General features: G+C 65.4%; 17 protein-coding genes. 6 read left to right on the top strand and 11 right to left on the bottom strand.

Annotated features, from left to right (window positions below; all coding sequences use genetic code 11):
- Window positions 1–5: 5 nt before the first annotated feature.
- Window positions 6–209: a hypothetical protein gene (locus AC1MGT_RS17930; protein WP_332530412.1), complete on the bottom strand. Its 204-nt coding sequence runs from the start codon at window positions 207–209 to the stop codon at window positions 6–8.
- 269 nt (window positions 210–478) lie between these two features.
- Between AC1MGT_RS17930 and AC1MGT_RS17925 the strand changes: the two genes are divergently transcribed.
- Complete coding sequence (locus AC1MGT_RS17925) at window positions 479–2128, top strand: DUF4394 domain-containing protein (RefSeq protein ID WP_499501393.1); 1650 nt, start codon at window positions 479–481, stop codon at window positions 2126–2128.
- Between the two features lie 86 nt (window positions 2129–2214).
- On the opposite strand, the gene AC1MGT_RS17920 is transcribed toward AC1MGT_RS17925, so the two are convergent.
- The 4 genes from AC1MGT_RS17920 to AC1MGT_RS17905 are packed head-to-tail and all read right to left on the bottom strand — an operon-like array spanning window position 2215 to window position 6718.
- Entirely contained in the window at window positions 2215–2910 is a 696-nt protein-coding gene (locus AC1MGT_RS17920) for an anti-sigma factor (protein WP_499501392.1), read from the bottom strand.
- A complete protein-coding gene (locus tag AC1MGT_RS17915) occupies window positions 2907–3464 on the bottom strand; it encodes a sigma-70 family RNA polymerase sigma factor (protein WP_499501391.1) in 558 nt (185 codons plus the stop codon). The genes AC1MGT_RS17920 and AC1MGT_RS17915 overlap by 4 nt, the downstream gene beginning before the upstream one ends.
- A 28-nt stretch (window positions 3465–3492) precedes the next feature.
- Window positions 3493–5229, bottom strand: a complete 1737-nt coding sequence (locus AC1MGT_RS17910; protein ID WP_499501389.1) for a response regulator — start codon at window positions 5227–5229, stop codon at window positions 3493–3495.
- Window positions 5216–6718, bottom strand: coding sequence for an ATPase domain-containing protein (locus tag AC1MGT_RS17905; protein WP_499501388.1), 1503 nt, complete (start codon window positions 6716–6718; stop codon window positions 5216–5218). Before AC1MGT_RS17905 ends, AC1MGT_RS17910 begins: the two co-directional genes overlap by 14 nt.
- 452 nt (window positions 6719–7170) lie before the next feature.
- Here AC1MGT_RS17905 and infA point away from each other — a divergent pair, with 452 nt between their 5' ends.
- Window positions 7171–7437, top strand: coding sequence for a translation initiation factor IF-1 (gene infA / locus AC1MGT_RS17900; RefSeq protein WP_183549881.1), 267 nt, complete (start codon window positions 7171–7173; stop codon window positions 7435–7437).
- 112 nt (window positions 7438–7549) lie between these two features.
- Here infA and AC1MGT_RS17895 read toward each other — a convergent pair whose 3' ends face one another.
- From AC1MGT_RS17895 to AC1MGT_RS17875, 5 genes are read right to left on the bottom strand one after another with little or no spacing between them, the layout of a single operon-like run.
- A complete protein-coding gene (locus tag AC1MGT_RS17895) occupies window positions 7550–8758 on the bottom strand; it encodes an MFS transporter (protein WP_499501387.1) in 1209 nt (402 codons plus the stop codon).
- 10 nt (window positions 8759–8768) lie between these two features.
- Window positions 8769–9647, bottom strand: coding sequence for a hypothetical protein (locus tag AC1MGT_RS17890; protein ID WP_183549875.1), 879 nt, complete (start codon window positions 9645–9647; stop codon window positions 8769–8771).
- A gap of 14 nt (window positions 9648–9661) precedes the next feature.
- Window positions 9662–10453 (bottom strand): hypothetical protein, encoded by a 792-nt coding sequence (locus tag AC1MGT_RS17885; RefSeq protein WP_183549872.1) that lies wholly within the window; start codon window positions 10451–10453, stop codon window positions 9662–9664.
- Window positions 10443–10952 (bottom strand): hypothetical protein, encoded by a 510-nt coding sequence (locus AC1MGT_RS17880; RefSeq protein ID WP_499501385.1) that lies wholly within the window; start codon window positions 10950–10952, stop codon window positions 10443–10445. The genes AC1MGT_RS17885 and AC1MGT_RS17880 overlap by 11 nt, the downstream gene beginning before the upstream one ends.
- Window positions 10953–11000: 48 nt before the next feature.
- On the bottom strand, window positions 11001–11294 hold the full coding sequence (locus tag AC1MGT_RS17875; protein ID WP_499501383.1) for a DnaJ domain-containing protein: 294 nt from the start codon (window positions 11292–11294) through the stop codon (window positions 11001–11003).
- Window positions 11295–11493: 199 nt separating this feature from the next.
- Between AC1MGT_RS17875 and AC1MGT_RS17870 the strand changes: the two genes are divergently transcribed.
- The 4 genes from AC1MGT_RS17870 (at window position 11494) to AC1MGT_RS17855 (ending at window position 18423) form a co-directional block, all read left to right on the top strand.
- Window positions 11494–13248, top strand: coding sequence for a glutamine--tRNA ligase/YqeY domain fusion protein (locus tag AC1MGT_RS17870; RefSeq protein WP_499501381.1), 1755 nt, complete (start codon window positions 11494–11496; stop codon window positions 13246–13248).
- 86 nt (window positions 13249–13334) lie between these two features.
- Window positions 13335–15518, top strand: a complete 2184-nt coding sequence (locus tag AC1MGT_RS17865) for a metallophosphoesterase (protein ID WP_499501380.1) — start codon at window positions 13335–13337, stop codon at window positions 15516–15518.
- 188 nt (window positions 15519–15706) lie between these two features.
- Window positions 15707–17584, top strand: coding sequence for a sensor histidine kinase (locus AC1MGT_RS17860; RefSeq protein WP_499501378.1), 1878 nt, complete (start codon window positions 15707–15709; stop codon window positions 17582–17584).
- A 233-nt stretch (window positions 17585–17817) separates the two neighbouring features.
- Window positions 17818–18423 (top strand): glycine-rich domain-containing protein, encoded by a 606-nt coding sequence (locus AC1MGT_RS17855; protein WP_499501376.1) that lies wholly within the window; start codon window positions 17818–17820, stop codon window positions 18421–18423.
- A 33-nt stretch (window positions 18424–18456) separates the two neighbouring features.
- On the opposite strand, the gene AC1MGT_RS17850 is transcribed toward AC1MGT_RS17855, so the two are convergent.
- Window positions 18457–19338, bottom strand: coding sequence for an NAD(P)H-binding protein (locus AC1MGT_RS17850; protein ID WP_499504312.1), 882 nt, complete (start codon window positions 19336–19338; stop codon window positions 18457–18459).
- Window positions 19339–19347 lie beyond the last annotated feature (9 nt).

Raw genomic sequence — 19347 nt, 5'->3', positions numbered from 1 at the left:
CTGCCTCAGCGCACCCGGGTCCAGGCCCGCACCGACGCGAACGCCAGCAAAAAAAACGAACAGATCAGCAGACTGAAGATCGCGCCGGCAATGTAGAAACCCGGCGTGAATGGGGTACCCGACAAGACCGACCAGGCCTTGATGCACGAGACCGACCCGGCCAGCGAAAAGGCGGCCACGGACACGACCTCACCCAGGGAAACACGCATGACGACACCGTTGAAACAGGGGTTGCCGGTGCAGGACGGCTGCACCAGGATTTCCCTACAGTAACATGCGACATTGTCATCAAAATGCGTGCATTCTCACATGCACACTGGCTGCATGCACCCGCCGGGCTACGCAGAAAAATTTATTTTCATCCGTCTGCATCCAATCCTGCATCTGGTGCGTAGTACCCGGGTCGACATGGCAGCCTGCCCGCGGGCCATGCGCCCTGATCCACTTTGACGACCCATTCTACTAATAAGGACACATCATGAAAAAACCACAATTCGCCAAGCTCGTCCTCGTTTCTTCGATCGCCCTTGCGCTGACCGCCTGCGGCAGCGACGACGACGACAACAACGCCGCGCCGGCGCCGATCACCCCGCCGCCGGCGTCCGCGACTGTTGGCGATGTGGTTGCCCTGACTGTCAGCAACCGTCTGATCTCGTTCGACCGCGCCGCCCCTGCGACCATCCGCACCAATGTGCTGGTCACTGGCCTGCAGAGCGGCGAAAACCTGGTCGGCATCGACATGCGTCCGGCCGACGGCATGCTGTACGGCGTCGGTTCGACCGGCCGCCTGTACACGCTCGACCCGGCGACTGGCGCTGCCACCAACAAGTCGCGCCTGGCCGCTGATGCCGCCGACACCACCGACGCCTTCACCGCGCTGGCCGGCACCAACTTCGGCGTCGACTTCAACCCGATGGCCGACCGCCTGCGCATCGTCAGCAACACGGGCCAGAGCCTGCGCATCAACGTCGACACCGGCGCGACGACCACCGACGGCAGCATCAACGGCGGCGCAGCGAACACGGCGATTTCGGCCTCGGCCTACACCAACTCGTTCGCCGGCACCGGCTCGACGACGCTGTTTGGCATCGATGCGGTCAACAACACGCTGTACACCCAGAACCCGCCAAACAACGGCACGCTGGCCAATCCGGTCCCGCTGGGCATCGTCGCCGGCGCCGTCAACGGCTTCGACATCGATGCACGCACGAACATGGGCTATATGGTGGCCACCGTCGGCGGCGCACGCAATCTGTATGGCGTGAACCTGGCCGCCACCACCGCACCGGCCACGCTGGTGGGCGCGCTGGGCGTGACCGAAGACATCCGCGGCATCGCGCTGCGCGCGGCGCAGACGCCGGTCGTGCTGGGCCTGACCGACGATAACCGCCTGGTCGGCTTCAAGGTCGGTACGCCGAACGCGCTCGACACCAACGTCACCATCAGTGGCCTGGCCGCGGGCGAAGTCGTGCTGGGCATCGACGTGCGTCCACGTGACAATATGCTGTACGGCCTGACCTCGACCGCGCGCCTGATCACGATCGATCCGGCCACCGGCGTGGCCACCGTGAAAGCCACGCTGGCCGCTGACAGCACCGACACCACGCTGCCGTACACCGCGATTGCCGGCACCGCATTTGCCGTCGACTTCAACCCGGTCGCCGACCGCCTGCGCGTGATCAGCAACAGCGGCCAGAACCTGCGCATCAACGTCGACACCGGCGCGACCACCACCGATGGCGTCATCAACCGCGCCGGTGCAGCCCCGATGGTGGCAGCAGCCGCCTACACGAACAGCGTCCTGAACGCGACCGCGACGCAACTGTTCGACGTCGACAGCACCAGCTCGGTGCTGGCACTGCAGAATCCGCCAAACGATGGCACGCTGGTCAATGTCGGCCCGCTGGGCGTGACGATCGCCGGCGACGGCGGCATGGACATCGCTGGCGGCGCGAACGGTCTGGTGCTGGCAGCGCTGCGCACCACCGACGGTGGCCCGACGTCGCTGTACCGCGTCGATATCACGACCGGCGCCGGCGCGCTGATTGGCGGCGCCGCCAACCCGGCCGCATCGCGGATCGGCAGCGGCATGCCGGGCGTGAAGGACATCGCGATCTGGCTGCGTTGATCTGGTTGCGATAATCGCACCGTAGCATGAACAAAGGGCGTTCCCGCTTGCGTGGGAACGCCCTTTTCCATTGGTGTGCGCGATTTCTAGATGACGACAGCGCGGCCGATGAACAGGATCGGGCCGGTCGGTTTGCCGATCGGGGAGCCGGCTTCCGGCTCCAGCGTGATCTCGAACAGCTGGTTCGGCACGATCTTCGGCAGCTTGTCGAGCTTGACCTCGACGGTCTCGCCAGGCTTGACGAGACCCAGCGACACGGGACCGGACCAGTCGTCGGCCTTGGTCCACAATTGCAGCGCGCGCTGCGCCGGCACGGCGGTCGCCACCAGCGGCTCGAGGCGCAACGTCGTCGCCCCCGTCATCTTGAGCACCCAACCAGGCGCCGCGTTCTGTGGCGCGGCCAGCACGACCATGTAGTGCGGCTGCTGCAAGTCATTGACGCGCAGGCCCACCACTACCGCCATGACGGCAGCGGCAGCAAAACCGCCCGCGGCCAGGCCCCGCCACAGGCCCAGGCGCTCCCACCAGCCGGCGCGTGCAGTCGGCGCCGGTTTGGTGACATGGCCCAGGCTGCGCTCGATGCGCGCCCACAGCGACGCCGGTGGCGTGCTCGGTTCCACCAGCGTGGTCAAGGGCAGCAGCCGTGCTTCCCAGAATGCGACGGCGGCGCGCAATGATGCGTTATTGGCCAGCGCGGCGTCGACCTCGAGCCGCTGGGCGCGCGGCAGCGTGCCGAGCACGTATTGGCCGGCAAGTTCGTCGTAATCGTGTGTAGCGTTCATACCATGCACTCCCGCAGCGCGCTCATGCCGCGCTTGATCCAGGCCTTGACCGTGCCCAGCGGCGACTTGAGCCGCTCGGCGATTTCACTGTGCGAGAAGCCATCCACATAGGCATGCAGGATGCTGTTGCGCTTGGCCGGATCGAGCCGGGTCAGGCACTCGTGCAGCCGGCCCATGTCCTGGCGCAGCTCGAAGGCGTCCTGCATATTGGGATCGAAGGCGTCGGCGTCGAGCGCATCGAGCGTGTCTTCGTCGACGCCGACTTCGTGGGCGCCATCGCGCACGGCGTCGAGTGCCCCGTGGCGCACGATCGTGTACATCCAGCCGCGGCCCGAACCGCGCGTGGCATCAAACGTGCCGGCGCGGGTCCAGATGCTCACGAAAGCGTCATGCACGACGTCTTCGGCGCTCTGGCGGTCGCGCACGATGCGCAGTGCCACGCCGAGGAGGCGCGGGCTTTCCTGGTCATACAGCCGGCGCAGGGCATGCCGGTCGCCGCGGGCGCAGGCGCCGATGGCGGCTTCATAGTCGAATGGGTCAGGTGCTGTCGTCACGATCGTCCGTTGGAGAGTAGCAGTGCATTCATACGAGTGCCGCGCTCTCGCGCTGGCGCTGGCGATCCAGGGCCTGGCCGACGCTCACGGCCAGTTCGGCCAGCTGGAACGGCTTGCGCAGCACGATATCGTCGCCGATCACCTGCTCGATCGCCTTCATGTCGGCGTAGCCGGTAGCGATGATCATCGGCAGGCCCGGGAACATATCGCGCGTACGCACCATCAGGTCGGCGCCCGTCATGCCGGGCATCAGGTAATCGGTGATCAGGAGTTCCGGGCGCGCCCGTTGCAGCGCCGCCAGGCCCGCTTCGCCGTCGGCCGCCTGCGTCACCTGGTGGCCGAGCGCTTCGAGCGACGACACCATCGAGGCGCGCACGAAATCGTCGTCCTCGACAATCAGGATGCGGGCCGGGTGGCTTGCGACCGGCATCTGCGCCAATGGCGCCGGCTCGGCCTCGTCGATATTGGTGGCGGCGCGCAGCCAGATTTCCACCGTGGTGCCCACGCCCTGTTCGCTGAGGATGCGCGCCGCGCCGCCCGATTGCTGCGCCATGCCGTACACCTGGCTCAGGCCCAGTCCCGTGCCCTTGACACCCTTGGTCGTGAAGAACGGCTCGAACACCTTGGCCACCAGATCCGGCGCCATGCCTTCGCCGCTGTCGGTCACCGCGATGCGCACATAGTCGCCCTCGGCCAGCAAGCCGGCCGGCGGGGCCGACAGGCCCGCTGCGAACACCAGCTCGCCGCCGGCCGGCATCGCGTCGCGCGCATTGATGGCCAGGTTGAGCAAGGCCATCTCCATCTGGTTGCCATCGGCCAGCACCGCCGCGCAGTCGTCGTCGACGGCAAAGCGCAGCCGGATGGCCGAGCCGACCGAGCTGGCCACCAGTTCGCGCACGCCGTCGAACAGCAGGCCGATATCGGTTTCGCGCAGGTCGAGGCTCTGGTTGCGCGCGAACGCCAGCAACTGGCTCGTGAGCTTGCCGCCGCGCTGGCAGGCGCGGCGCGCGATCTCGGCGCGGCCTTTGGCCACATCGTCCTTCGACATCAACAGGATCAGATCCATGCTGCCCTGGATCACATTGAGCAGATTGTTGAAATCGTGCGCGATGCCGCCGGTCAGGCGCCCGACCGCTTCCATCTTCTGGTACTGCGCCATCGCCTGCTGCACGCGCTCGCGCTCGATGATTTCGTTCATCAGGCGGTCGTTGGCCTGGGCCAGCGCGCGGGTGCGCTCGTCGATGCGCGATTCGAGCGTTTCGTTCAGCGCGACGAGTTCCTGCCGGCTGTCGTGCAGGCTCTGCGCCGTGCGCTCGCGGTCGGCCAGCACGTCGCGCGCCTGGTATTGGCGGCGGCGCGCGCGCAGGGCCGAGATGCTGGCACTGCGCAGCGTCTGGGCATTGAGCGGGCGTTCGAGCAGGATCACGTTGCCGTAGTCGCCCAGGCGCTCGCGCGCCGCGCCCTGCTGCAGGCCGACGGTCTTGGCCAGCAACACGATGAACGGAAAGTCGGACCACGGCGCCTGCGCCTCGAGCCACGCATGCAAGGCCCTGGGATCGATGTTCTGCAGCGCTTCTTCGGCCAGGATGGCCGCGCCGGCGCCCTCCTCGATCGCCGCCCCAAGCTGGGCGAAGTCGAGGAAGGCCTTGCACTCGAGGCCATCGCGCTGCAGCACCGACGCCATGACGTCGGCGTCGCGCCCGCGCGGCGCGAAAATCAGGATGCGCTCTTCGTGCGCGCTGCGCGGTTGGCTATTGCCCGGCATCTGGGACCGGATCCATCATGGGCGTGGCGCCGCGGTAGTTGGGGATGCCGGTCAGCACACCCTCGAAGCCCACGAGCGGCGCGCCGATGCGCACGCCGCCCTCGCCCAGTTGCAGCTCGTGAATCGTCTGTGCGTGCTGCGTGGTGCGGCTCTTGATCACGCTGATCGCGCGCCGCACATTACCGCTCGCTTCAAAGAAGCGCATCAGCACCGTGCTGTCGCTCAGATAGCTCAGGTCGACGTCGGTGCGCCCTTCGGCCATCAGGCCATGCTGGCCCAGGATCATCATGGTCGTCACGCCCTGCTGGTTCAGGTACGACAGCAGTTCGTGCATCTGCAATGTCAGGAACTGTTCGCCCGGCATCGCCTGCAGATAGGCGTTCAGGCTGTCGATCACCATGAAGCGCGTGCCCTGCTGTTCGACGGCGTCGCGCAGCAGTTGCGCGAATTCGCCGGGCGAGAGTTCGGCCGGATCGAAGTGGCACATCGCGAGCTGGCCGGTGGCCAGGTAGGGCCGCAGGTCCAGCCCCAGTTGCGTGCTGCGGGCAAAGAAGGTGCCCAGGCCTTCGTCGAACAGGTAGTAGGCCGCCTTTTCGCCACGCTCGAGCGCGGCCAGCAGGCAGCGCGTGGACAGCGTCGTCTTGCCGATGCCGGAGGGGCCGACGATCAGCGTGTTGGTGCCGCGAATCAGACCGCCGCCCAGCAGCGCGTCAAAGCCGTCGGAGCCGCTCGAGCCGACCAGCGGCACGAAATCGCGCACGTGTTCGGCGGCGACCAGGCGCGGGTACATCGTGATGCCACCCGTGTCGAGCGCATAGTCGTGGTAGCCGCCACGGAAGCGAATCCCGCGCATCTTGAGGATATTGACGCGGCGCCGTTCCTTGCCGTAGTCGCGGGCGATCTGCTCCAGGCTGATGACGCCGTGGGCAATGCTGTGCAGCTGCTGATCGGACTGGTTGGTCTTGTCATCGAGCAGCAGCACGGTACAGCCACGCGCGGAGAAGAATTGTTTGAGAGCAAGAATCTGGCGCCGGTAGCGCAGCGGATTCTGGGCCAGCAGCCGCATTTCGGACAGGCTGTCGAACACCACCCGCACCGGCTGCAGTTCGTCGACCCGGTCCATCACCTTGCGCGTCGTTTCGCCCAGCTCGATTTCGGACGGATGAAACACGGACTGCTGCGAGTCAAGATCAAGGTCGTCTTCACCTGCCAGCTCGTAGATCGACAGCGGGGTCAGGTCCCACCCATGGCTTTGACCCACCGCAATCAGTTCGTCGGTGGTTTCGGAAAGCGTGACATACAGGCCGGCTTCACCGCGCGCCATGCCGTCGAGCAGGAATTGCAGGCCGAGGGTGGTCTTGCCGGCGCCGGGCGAACCCTCGACGAGATACACGCGCTGGGGCGTCAAGCCGCCACCCAGGATGTCGTCGAGGCCGGCGATACCGGTGGAAATACGGCCGGTTACATTGGCGGAAATGTGGTCGTTCATGAGAGCAGCCCAGGAAAGTCGGCCGATCGACACGTGGGGCAAATGCTGCACGCGAAAGACCTGGTGAAAAGCGTTGCTTTTTGCAACGGAAGTTAAGCAGATTATATCGTCATTATGCGTGCGCATGAGCCGCAGACCGGCAACCGTGCTACACTATCGCTTGTATGGCATCGATCACTCCTCCACGATTACAAAGTTTCAGGAATGACAACACGAGATTGCCACTGGAAAATTCTACTACCGTCCCCATATCGTGTTCCTGTGGACAAATGATTCGCGCAAAGCGCGACGCCACGGCACGAGATGGCACACGGGCCGCAACACCCAGCGAAGTCAATATTATTCCCATCCTGACACTGCCTGCTTCACGCAGGCCGCATCATTCGCCAGCCCGTGCGCCACGCGCCAGGCTGGTGTGATTACCCAATATTAAAATTTACAGGAGCTCCATCATGGCAAAAGAAGAACTCATCGAAATGAATGGCGTCGTGGCTGAAGTGCTGCCGGACTCGCGTTATCGTATCGACTGCGAAAACGGCCACAAGCTGATCGCTTACACCTCGGGCAAGATGCGCAAGAACCACATCCGCATCATCGCCGGCGACCAGGTCAGCCTCGAACTGTCGCCGTACGACCTGAGCAAGGGCCGGATCACCTTCCGTCACCTTGGCAAGACCGGCGGCGCACCGCGCCCGCAAAACCGCGCAGCTCGCCGCTGATCGGACAACGCCACGCTTCGCAGCGTGGCGTTTTTACTTGTGCGACCGGTTTTCGGCCGGCGCACGGCATCGGTGTTGCCCGCTACTCGGTATTGCTCCCTATTTACTCCGGCTAGTAGCTCACCGGCAACGGCGCCAGGCGCCGCAGATGCAGCGCGATCGCCAGCCCCACCCCCAGCAGCCCCGCCAGCAAGGTCACGACACCGGTCCAGCCCCAGTGCTCATAGACGTACCCGCCCGACCAGCCCACCACGCTCGATCCCAGGTAATAGAAAAACAGGTAGATGCCCGAGGCCAGCGCCTGCGGCGCCCGTGCGCGCCGCCCTACCCAGCTGCTGGCCACCGAGTGCGACGCAAAAAAGCCGAAGGTTGCCAGGCCCACGCCCAACACGATCGCCACCAGCGAATCGGCCAGCGTGATCAGCAACCCGGCGATCATCAGCCCCATCAAGAGCCACAGCACATTGCGCCGTCCGAGCCGGTCGGCCAGCTTGCCGGCCCACATCGAACTGACAATACCGAGCAGGTACAGCAGCGATAGCAGCCCGACGGCGCTCGGGCGCAGGTTGAACGGCGCACCCAGCAGGCGGTAGCCGATATAGTTGTACAGCGTGATAAACGCGCCCATCAGCAGGAACGACAGCGCGAACAGCCACGGTAGCCCCGGATCGCGCAAGTGGATGCGCAAGCCTGCAATGAAGCCAGGCCCGCGCGCCGGCAGCGTCGCGCCATGGCGCGAGGCTGGCAGGCTGCGCGAGAATTCCCACGCCGCGTACAGCCCGGCCGCGCCTAGCACGCCGAGCGCAATGCGCCATGAGGCGAAATCGCTGATGAAGGCCGACAGTACCCGCCCCGTCATGCCGCCAAAGGCACTGCCGCTGATGTACATGCCCATCGACAGGCCAAGGGATGTCGGTTCGATCTCGTCGCCCAGGTAAGCCATCGCCACGGCCGGCAAGCCGCCCAGCATCAGGCCCATGCAGGCGCGCAGCGCCACCAGGTGAATGTAGTCGGAAGCAAAGGCGCAGCCCAGGGTCAGCACCGCGCCGCTGAGCATCGAGCCGACCATGACCTTCTTGCGCCCGAAGCGCTCGGCGACGTTGCTGGAGCCCAGCAGCGCCAGGGCCAGCGTGGCCGTCGCCACCGACAGCACCAGGCTGCTCTGCGCGGGTGACAACCCGAAGTCGCGGCCCATTAGCGGCATCAAGGGCTGGACGCAATACAGCAATGCGAAGGTGGAAAAGCCGCCAAAGGCCATGGCGCGGTTGATGCGCCGGAACGCCGCGCTGCCGGCGGCAATGCGGGCGCCCGACGCGCTCACCTGGCAGCTTTCACGGATACTCGGGATCGAGCTCCGACCCGGCGTAGTTTTCCATTTCGGCGAACAGCTGCTTCATCGTCGCTGTCGTGCCAATCAGTTGCAGCACCGTGCAACTGGCGCGGTAGGTCGCGATGCGGGCGGCGATGACTGGCTGATGTGCCGGCGGCACGCGGGCCATCAGCTCGGCCCAGCCGGCCTCGAAGTCGGGATTGTGCTTGCGCACCGCCTTGACGAAGCGTTCGAACTCGCGCTGGCCGGTGCGCGCCGTGATACGCGCGCCACCTTCGGCCGCAAAGATGATCGCCATCGCGATCACGCCTTCGGCATTCAGGTCCGGATCGACGACCGCGCCCTCGTAGTGGTGCTTGCGCAGCCACTCGGCGGCCTTGACCACCGCCTGGACTTCCTGGCGCTGGCGCACCTGGCCCAGATAGCGCTCATAGCCCGACCACGATTCGCCCGGATCGGCCGTGCAGATGTCGACGAACAGCTCCTTCAGACGCCGCTGCGCGTAGATCGGATCGAGATCGTACTCGCTCACCAGGCTGTCCTCGGGCAGCGCGGCCAGCTCGCGGATCAGGCGAAAGCCGGCCTGGAACGCGTGCTCGGCGCCCTCCCCGATCAGGATGTCGAGCGCATCGAGGTCGCCCTCTTCCTCGGTCTGGATCAGGTGTTCGAGGCCCAGCGAGATGCCGCCGACCGTCAACAGAAGCGCGCGCCCGATGCCTTCGGCCGTGCGGTCGTTGGTGAACTTTTCGGCCACCATGGCGGTGATCCCGGACAGTTCGTCGGCCAGGATCGCCGCTTCATCGGGCGTGGCGTCGACCGGCAGCAGCCGGATCGCGCGGATCAGCCGGGGCGGCTTTTCAATGACAATGGCGGGCAACATGCTGGAGCCTGCCGTCACGAAAAGATGTCCGAACCCAGGCTGCGGCGCGGGCTGCGGCGCGGCATGCTGCGCACCGACGGCACTTGCTTGCGCAGGCGCAGCAACAGGTCGCGGGTCGAGCGCTGCATGAATTCGGACTCTTCATCCGGATCGTCCGGCAGTTCGATCTCGGCCATCTCGGCGCTGTGGCGGAATTCAGGGAACAGCTCGAGCAGCGAACGCTCCCAGCCATCTTCGCTGGCCTTGGCCAGGTCGACCGCCAGCGGCACGATGTCGCTGTCCGCGCTCGTCTGGCCGCTCACGTAGCGCCCCTTGGACAGGATTTCGCCCGCCACTTCGAGGATTTCGCGCGGGGCCAGCGACCACATGATCGCGAAGATCGTCGCGCCATGGTCGGTGGCGGACGCTGCTTCGAGCAGCTCGTTGCGGCGCTCTTCGTCGTCCTGCGCATACACCACGCCATGGACGTGGTTGAACAGGTTTTCGGCGATGCGCTCGGGATCGTCCTCGATCAGGTTGTCGGGCCAGGTCGCGGCGATGTAGGCCAGGCTGTCCGCCCAGGCCTTGGGCGGCACCAGCATCGTGGCCAGCGACGTCTTGCCGCCGTCAAAGCCGGCCAGGTGCAGCGCCGTCACTTGCGGTGGCAGGTCGCTCAGCACCTGCGCCACGGCGTAGTCGCCATGCTCGTCGGCCGCCTTCGAAAACACCTCTTCGGCGTGGTCGAGCGAGCCGGCCAGCACCAAGTCGCCCACCTGCTGCGTCAAGGCTGGCAGGTGTTCGTTCTTGCTGCCGGTATCATCGCTCATCGCGGTCTCCTTCGTCGAACAGGCCGCTGAAGTCGTCGGTTGCTTCGCCGTCTTCATCGACATCGTCGCCATCGTCATTGCGGCCCAGCTGCTCGAGCGACTGGTCTTCATCGTCCCAGCGATTCTGGTTCTTGAACAGGAATGCGGTGATGATCGCCTGGCGCGCCAGCTCCGGGAAGTTAGTCGTCATCGCTTCGTACATCTTGGCGCCGTCGTCACCCGTGCATTCGGCCATCGCGAACACCTTGGAAGGGTCGCCGTCGGCATAGTCGAGCGCTTCGCGCATCAGGCCCTTGGCGTCCAGAAAGCGGATCTTGTCGACCAGCGCGAAGGCCATCATGTTGACGTCGTCGATGCCGCCGCCGTCGGCGTATTCGGACACCAGCGCGTTCACCATCATGTCGTAGTTCTTGCGGTTCGGCGGGTCGCCCAGGGTGCCTTCGATCTGGCCTTCCAGTTCACGCGACTGGAAAGAGAATTCGGGATGTACGTTTTTCATAGTGTGTCCTGTAGATGTGTATGGCGGGCCGCATCGGCGGCCAAAGCGTCAGTGCGCGGGCAGGCTGACGCCGTTCAGGGCGAACAGCGAGCGCCACAGCTCGAAGGCTTCGGCTTCGGCGTCGAGCACGATGCGGTGGTTCAGGCTCTGGTTGTAGTCGTCGCGCTTCGCGCGGTCAGACAGGATCTCGTAGGCCTTGCTCACGGCCTTGAAGCGCGCCTCGGCGCCCGGCGCCTGGTTGCGGTCCGGGTGATAGCGCATGGCCAGCGAGCGGTAGACCTTCTTGATCTCATCGTCGGTGGCATTCGGGGCCACGCCGAGGATCGCATATAAATTTTCCAACAGAAACTCTCCCGGCGTCAGCCGTCTGGCAATGAATCACGGTTTAAAGAGAGATTATCCTATAGAAAAGGTTCGACGGGGCGCGGGTGCCCGCTTTTGCGGGATGGCGGTGGCAGCAGGCAGGGTAACGACGAGGGCATGCTACAGGGCCGCTGTCTACGGTAAAATGCCCGACACCTTACCCTCCCAGAACTATCTCATGAGCAACGACAAGAATTCCCCGGCGCCGGGCAACGCACCGTCGTCGAACTTTGTGCGTGCCATCGTCGAATCCGACCTGGCCGCCGGCACGCATGCCCGCGAGGGCCTGCCGCCCGTGATCACGCGCTTCCCGCCCGAGCCGAATGGCTACCTGCACATCGGCCACGCCAAATCGATCTGCCTGAACTTCGGCCTGGCGCGCGACTACGGCGGCCTGTGCCACCTGCGTTTCGACGACACCAATCCCGAGAAGGAAGACCAGGAATACGTCGACACGATCATCGACAGCGTCAAGTGGCTCGGTTTCTCGTGGCAGCAGGAGGGCCAGGAGCACCTGTACTACGCCAGCGACTACTTCGACCAGCTGTACGCGATGGCCGAGTACCTGATCCAGAACGGGAAAGCCTACGTCGACAGCCAGAGCGCCGAAGAGATGGCGAAGAACCGCGGCAATTTCGGCACGCTGGGCACCAATTCGCGCTTCCGCGACCGCCCGACCGAAGAATCGCTCCAGCTGTTCCGCGACATGAAAGCCGGCAAGTACAAGGATGGCGAACACATCCTGCGCGCCAAGATGAGCGAAGACGCGATGTCCTCGCCAATCATGACGAACCGCGATCCGGCCCTGTACCGCATCCGCCATGCGCACCACCACCGCACGGGCGACGCCTGGTGCATCTACCCGATGTACGACTACACGCACCCGATCTCGGATGCGATCGAAAACATCACGCACTCGCTGTGCACGCTGGAATTCCAGGATCACCGCCCGTTCTACGACTGGCTGGTCGAGACGCTGGCCGAAGGCGGCTTCTTCAACAAGCCCGTGCCACGCCAGTACGAATTTGCGCGCCTGAATTTGACCTATGTCGTGACCTCCAAGCGCAAGCTGCGCGCGCTGGTCGACGATGGCACCGTCACCGGCTGGGACGATCCGCGCATGCCGACCATCGTTGGCCTGCGCCGCCGCGGCTACACGCCCGAATCGCTGCAGCTGTTCTGCGAGCGCATCGGCGTGTCGAAGGCCGACGGCTGGATCGACATGAGCACGCTCGAAGGCGCGCTGCGCGATGATCTCGACCCAAAGGCGCCGCGCGCGATTGCCGTGCTGCGCCCGTTGAAGCTCATCGTCGACAACTTCCCCGAAGGCGAGTCGCACGAATGTTCGTCGCCGGTGCACCCGCACCATCCCGAGATGGGCAAGCGCACCTTCCCGTTCACCCGCGAACTGTGGATCGAGCAGGAAGACTTCATGGAAACGCCGGTCAAGGGCTACTTCCGCTTCACGCCGCCGCAGGGCGACCTGCCGGGCAGCCGCGTGCGCCTGAAGTATGGCTACGTGGTCGAGTGCACGGGCTTCGACAAGGATGCCGACGGCAACGTCACCGCCGTGCACGTCAAGTACTTCGAGGATTCGAAGTCGGGCACGCCGGGCGCGGACAATTACAAGGTCAAGGGCAACATCACGTGGGTCAGCGCCGCCAGCGCACTGGAAGCCGAAGTGCGCCTGTACGACCGTCTGTTCCTGGACCCGCAGCCGGACGCCGGCGGCAAGGACTTCAAGACGGTGCTCAATCCGAATGCGCTGGAAACCATCACCGCGTATCTGGAACCGGGCCTGAAGGACGCCGTGGGCGACCAGCGCTTCCAGTTTGAGCGTCACGGCTACTTCGTGGCCGACCGCGTCGATTCGACGCCGGGCAAGCCGGTCTTCAACCGGGTGACGACGCTCAAGGACAGCTGGGGCAAGTAACAGCCTCATGTAACTATCCGGTCATGTAACCATCCGGTCATGCAACGATGTCATCCTCCGGGCATCTTGATGACCGGAGTAATTGCATGACCCGTCCAATGCCTCACCGCGCTGCCGCCTGCGCGGCGCTTTCCCTGCTGGCCGTGCTGGCAGGTTGCAGTCCCGGCGACAGCGACGCCCCTGTCACCGCCACGCCGCCGGTGCAAAGCCCGGCGCCGGCCCCTGCCCCGGTCAGCACCGCCGTCGCCTTCATGAGCGATGTGCACTTCCAGAATGTCTACGGCGACTTCAAGAGCAGCCAGTTCGCGGGCATTCCGACCAAGGATGGCAAGAACGCGACCATCCGCACGATGTATGCGCAGCTGACCTCCACGCGCCTGTTCAACGAAAATTACTTCGCCTTCTACGCCGCGCTCGACGACGCCTATGCCAAGGGCATTCGCGTCGTTGCGCTGCCGGGCGACTATACCGACGACGCCCAGCCGATGAACGTCGACGGCATCGCCGAGATCATGAAGCAGTACCAGGCCAAGGGCATGCGCTTTTTCATCGCGCCCGGCAACCACGACCCGGTCGAGCCGTTTGACGACAACGAAGCGGGCAAGAACGACTTTCTGACCAAGGACGGCAAGGAACAGAAAATCTATGCCACTGGCAATCCGGCGTGCCTGGCCAAGGACCCGACGGTGATCTGCACCGACCAGGTCATGGAACAAGGCACCGAACGCCTGATGGTCAAGATGGGCGAATTCGGCTTCATGCCGAACAAGGCCGACCTGCTGTGGGAAACCCCGTTCAGCAAGTACGACGCCGGCAAGTACACGTATGACGCAGCGTTGGCGCAGTCTGGCGGCAAGAGCCGTGAATTCGAAATCTGCGCCGAAGGCTCGGGCGGCGCCTATAAAGCTGCTGGCGAGGCCAAGCTGGGCAAAGCCTTCACCAAATGCACGAAGCTGATCGACACGACCTACCTGGTCGAGCCGGTCAAGGGCCTGTGGCTGCTGTCGATCGACGCCAATGTGTTCGTGCCGAACGCGAAGTTCGACCCGGCCAACCCGACCAGCTTCAAGGGCTTCGACGGCGCCGGTAACGCCGGCTGGAACAAGGTGATCACCCACAAGATGTTCCTGATGGATTACATCAAGTCGGTTGCTGCGCGCGCCAAGGCCGAGGGCAAGCAGCTGATGGCCTTCTCGCACTACCCGACCATGGACTTCTACGCCAACCAGACGCAGGCCATGAAGGACGTGTTCAAGTCCGGCGCGTTCCAGACGGCGCGCGTGCCGGACCAGAATGTTGCGAATGCCGTGGCGGCCACGGGCCTGCGCCTGCACGTGGGCGGCCACATGCACTTCAACGGCACCAACGACCACACTGATGGCAGCAGTAACTACCTCGTCAACGTGCAGTCGCCGTCGCTGGCCGTGTATGGCGCCGCCTACAAGGTCGTCACCTACAAGGACGCCGAGACGATCGACGTCCAGACCATGCCGCTGTCGACGGTGCCACGCTTTGCCGAACTGTTCCCGCACTACGTCGTCGAGAACGACTACCTCAAGGGCAGCTCGGTTAACGCCGATGTCGCCAAGCGCTGGGACCGCAGCATCCTCGATACCCGTTCGTACGGCGAATTCACGCACCAGTACTTCGGCGAGCTGTCGCGCCTGCGCTTCATGGAAGAATACTGGCCGTGCGAGATGAAAGAAGCCGCGATGGCCCTGAACGGCAAGCAGATGCTGATCCTGTCACAGTTGCAGACCAAGGTCACGCTGGCGCAACTGAAGGACGCGCCCGGCATCCTGCCCTTGAGCGCCGCATGCGCCGCCGCCGGCACGCCCCCGACCACCACGGTTGCCGCCTCGACGCTGGCCACCGACTGGCAGGACGCCACGGTGCGCGCCGAACGCCTGGCCACGGCTGCCGGCCTGCGCCTGGACGACTTTGCGAACCTCACCCCGTACGCGTTCTACGGCGACTTCCACCGTACCGTGTACGCGGGCGAACTGGCCCTGCGCGACATGGGCCAGGCGCGCGTCAACCAGTACAAGGTGCTGATGGCGGCGTTCCCGGCCAGCCCGACGCCGATCGTGCGCATCGGCGACAAGCCGTCCGACCAGAACCCCGTGAACGTGCCGTTCCAGCAGCAGTTCAAGGGCGTCTTCGCGATCCTCAAGGGTCTTGGTTCGGCCAAGCCGAGCGACCATTTCACGGTCGACCTGAAGGGCAAGAAAGTCAGTAACGCCAGCAACAACGGGCTGAGCTTCAACTAGGCCGGTCCCACGCCAACTGTGTCACGGTGCCCCGCTCGCAACGAGCCGGGCGCCGTGATGTCGTCAAGGGGCAGCATTGTTGCAGAACCTAGTAAACCTGCTAGCTACGGTGGACGCCGACAATGCTTAGCGTAGAAACATCATCCGCACGCACGTCCACAACCAGCCTCACGTTCGTGAGATCCGCCATGCATCCAGACCGCCAATCCGGGACGTTCGTACCCGCCGCCATGATCGTCGGCGTGGTGCTGTCGCTGGCGTTCGGGGCCGGCGCCTACTGTGCGACGTCCGGCGCGATCGAGAGCGATGCGCAGACACGCTTTCGCGCCATGGCGCGCGCCGCCCAGAACAATATCGATGCCCGGATCAAAAGCTACAGCGACGTGCTGCGCGGGGTCGCCGGCCTGTTTCGCGCCGAACCCGATACCAGCGCGGCCCAGTTCCACCAGTATGTCGGTGAACTCGACATCAAGCGCCAGTTCCCCGGGATCGTCAACATCAATTACGCGCGCGCGGTGCGCGCCGACGGCCTGCCGGCGCTGAACGACGAGTTGCAAAAGCGCCTGGCGCGGCGCGGCGTCGCGCACACCCCGTTGCTGACGGCGCCGGATCGCGATACCTACACCGTCCTGGTGTACATGGAACCGTTGCCGCCGAATCTGCTTGACCGGCTGGGGCTGGACCTGGAAGCGCGCGGCACGACCCGGCGCTCGCTGGCCATGTCGCGCGATACCGGCAGCTCGAGCGCTTCGGGGACCCGCATCGCCTTGCGGCCCGGTCCCAACCAGAGTGCGCTGGCGCTGCGCCTGCCGGTCTACCGCAGCGACCTGCCCAACGACAGCGTCGAGGAACGGCGCCTGGCGTATATCGGTTCGGCCGGTCTTGGCTTCGGCCTTGCGCCGCTGGTCGCCGGTGTGCTCGATGAATTTCCCGTCAAGGGCGTGCGCCTGGTGCTGACCGAGCTGACCGCGCTGGCGCCGGAACCGGGCGAAGCGCCGCCGCGCGCCGTGCTGTACGACAGCCTGGCGACGAGCGCGCAACCCAATCCAGCCACCTCGCAGACCGACGACGGGATCTTCGCGGCCAGCCTGCCCATTGAATTCAACCAGCGCGTCTGGCGCGCCGATTTCAGCATTCCCAGATCCGACATGTACACCCGCTTCGACATGTATTACCCATGGCTGGCGGCGCTTGCCGCCGGCATGAGTACCGCCCTGCTCTACGCGCTGTTCCAGACGCTGGCCTCGTCGCGCCGCAACGCGCTGCGCATGGCCGAGGAAATGACGCGCGAACTGCGCGCCTCGCAGACCAAGCTGCAGGCCAGCCATGAAAAACTGCGCCTGCTGGCCGCCCACGCGGAGCAGATCAAGGAAGGCGAGCGCAAGCGCATTGCGCGCGAAATCCACGACGACCTGGCGCAGAACCTGCTGGCGCTGAAAATCGAGGCCGAACTGCTGGCCAACCGTACCCGTGGGGCGCAGCAGCGCCTGCACGCGCGCGCCGCAGCCACGGTGCGCCAGATCGACGTCACCATCCGCAGCGTGCGCCAGATCATCAACGACCTGCGGCCGAACGTACTCGACCTGGGCCTGTCGGCCGCCGTCGACTGGCAGGTGGCCGACTTCGCGCGCCGCACCGGCATCACCTGCGAGCTGGTGGACGACGATGGCGAGCACCGCATCGATGACAACAGTGCGACCGCGTTCTTCCGCATCCTGCAGGAGTCGCTCAACAACGTGGCGCGCCACGCGCGTGCCAGCGAAGTCGGCATCACGCTGCACCAGCATGCCGGCATGCTCACCATGACCATCCGCGACAACGGCGTCGGCCTGCAGCCGGGCAGCCGCAACCGCCACGGCTCCTTCGGCCTGGTGGGCATCGAGGAACGCATCGCCATCCTGGGCGGCTCGTTCTCGATCAACAGCAGCGGCATGGGCGGCGGCACCACGATCGTGGTCAGCATCCCGGTGGATGGCATGCCGGCGGCCGGCGCTCCGGCGGCCGGCGCTCCGGCGGCCGCCGGCATGCGCACCGACAGCGCCCCAATCTCGCCCATCGCCGCCTGAGGCATCCCCTTTCCCAGCAACGGTGACGACGTCGCCCGTCACCGCGCTCGTCCATGCTCCCAAGTTTGATCCAGCTCAACTGCTGAGCTGAGCCAGCGCATGACAATGGCTGTGTCTGTCACAGGTCAACACCACCGGAATTTTCCGGTAATGCGCCATGGAAATACTGCACTCAGGCACCGTGACAGCCGCCAGCACTTTCCGATTCATCCACACAACCACACGAGGTGATCATGATGTCGACCCATACCGAATACGCTGCCTTCGAGGCGCTTGACCTGAACCCGATCAAGATAAAGCTGATGCACGAAGCGTCCGGGGAGGGCTGGTCCGAAATGCGCACCAACGCCGTGGAAACCGAATACCGGCGCTTCCTGTTCCTCATGAAAAAGTACCCGGATGCCGGTGCCTCGCCAACGGTCGATGTCGACACCTTCTGGCACTACCACATCCTCGACACCATGAAGTACGCGCGTGACTGCGAGGCCGCCTTCGGCTTCTTCCTGCACCACTATCCGTACGTCGGCATCGCCGCCGGCACCGAAGGCGAGCATGTCCAGGCGGGCGAGCGCATGCGCGCGCTGTACGAAGCCGAGTTCGGTGTCGTGGTCAGGGGCGACGCTGCGTTCTGCGCGTCGCCAGGCAAGCCGGCAGGCGCCACCGCGTTCTGTGCGTCCCCGGGCAAACCGGCAGCCGCAGCGAATGCCACCGCCTTCTGCGCGTCTCCCGGCAAGCCGGTTGCCAAGGGCGCAGACAGCACTTTCTGCGCCTCGCCGGGCCTGCCGGCCCTCATGACGAGCAAGATCGCGTTCTGCGCGTCGCCCGGCAAGCGGGCATAAGCGGATATAAGCGGGAATACCCGACGGCGTGGCTCAGCGCCGCAGGCGCGCCAGCGCCGTGGCGACGTCCGGGTATTGCAGACGCACGCGCAGCTCGCGCCGCAGGCGCGTGTTGTCGAGCTGGCGCGACTCGGACATGTACGACAGCAGCACGGGCGAGACCAGCTGCGCCAGTTCGGCGCGCGGCAGGCGCGGTGAGCGCGGCATGCCGAAGGTATCGGCCACGGCGTCAAAGTAATCGGCCATCTTCATGCGCGTGTCGTCGACCGCGTGATATACCCGCCCGGACCGGCCACGTGTCAACGCCTGCAGCACGATGCGGGCCAGGTCGTCGGCGTGAATATGGTTGGTGTACACATCGTCCTCAAATCGCAGCGCCGGCGTGCCCTGCTCCAACCGGCGCAGCGGCAGCCGGTCGGCGGCGTAGATGCCCGGCACGCGCAGGATCGACAGCGTCGCACCGGCCACCAGGGCCCACGCGCGCAGGATGCGCTCGGCGTCGACGCGGCGCCGGGCACGCCCGTTCTTCGGCGCCACCGGCCGGTACTCTTTCACCAGCGCCCCGCCGCAATCGCCATACACCCCGCTGGTGCTCACATACACGATGCGGCGCACGGCCCCCAGCGCCGCCACCAGGTGGCGCGTGCGGCGGTCGGTATCGCCGTCGGGCTGTGGCGGAGCCAGGTGCAGCACCCACGGCGTCAGATTGCGCAGGCGCGCCAGCGTTGCGGGCTGGTCGAGGTCGGCGACGACCGGCACCGCACCGGCCGCGCGGAGTTCGGCACAGCGCTCCGGCTGGCTGGTCAGTGCAAACACGCGGAAGCGCCCGGCCAGCAGTGGCAGCAGGCGCATGCCGACGTCGCCGCAGCCGATAATCAACAGGCGCGGACGGGCAAAAGCGGGGCGGGATGGCATGGTCATGAA

This window comes from Telluria sp. BA11, from assembly GCF_056680305.1.
Note: the sequence above shows the minus strand (reverse complement) of the source record. Positions and strands in the feature narration are given on the sequence as shown.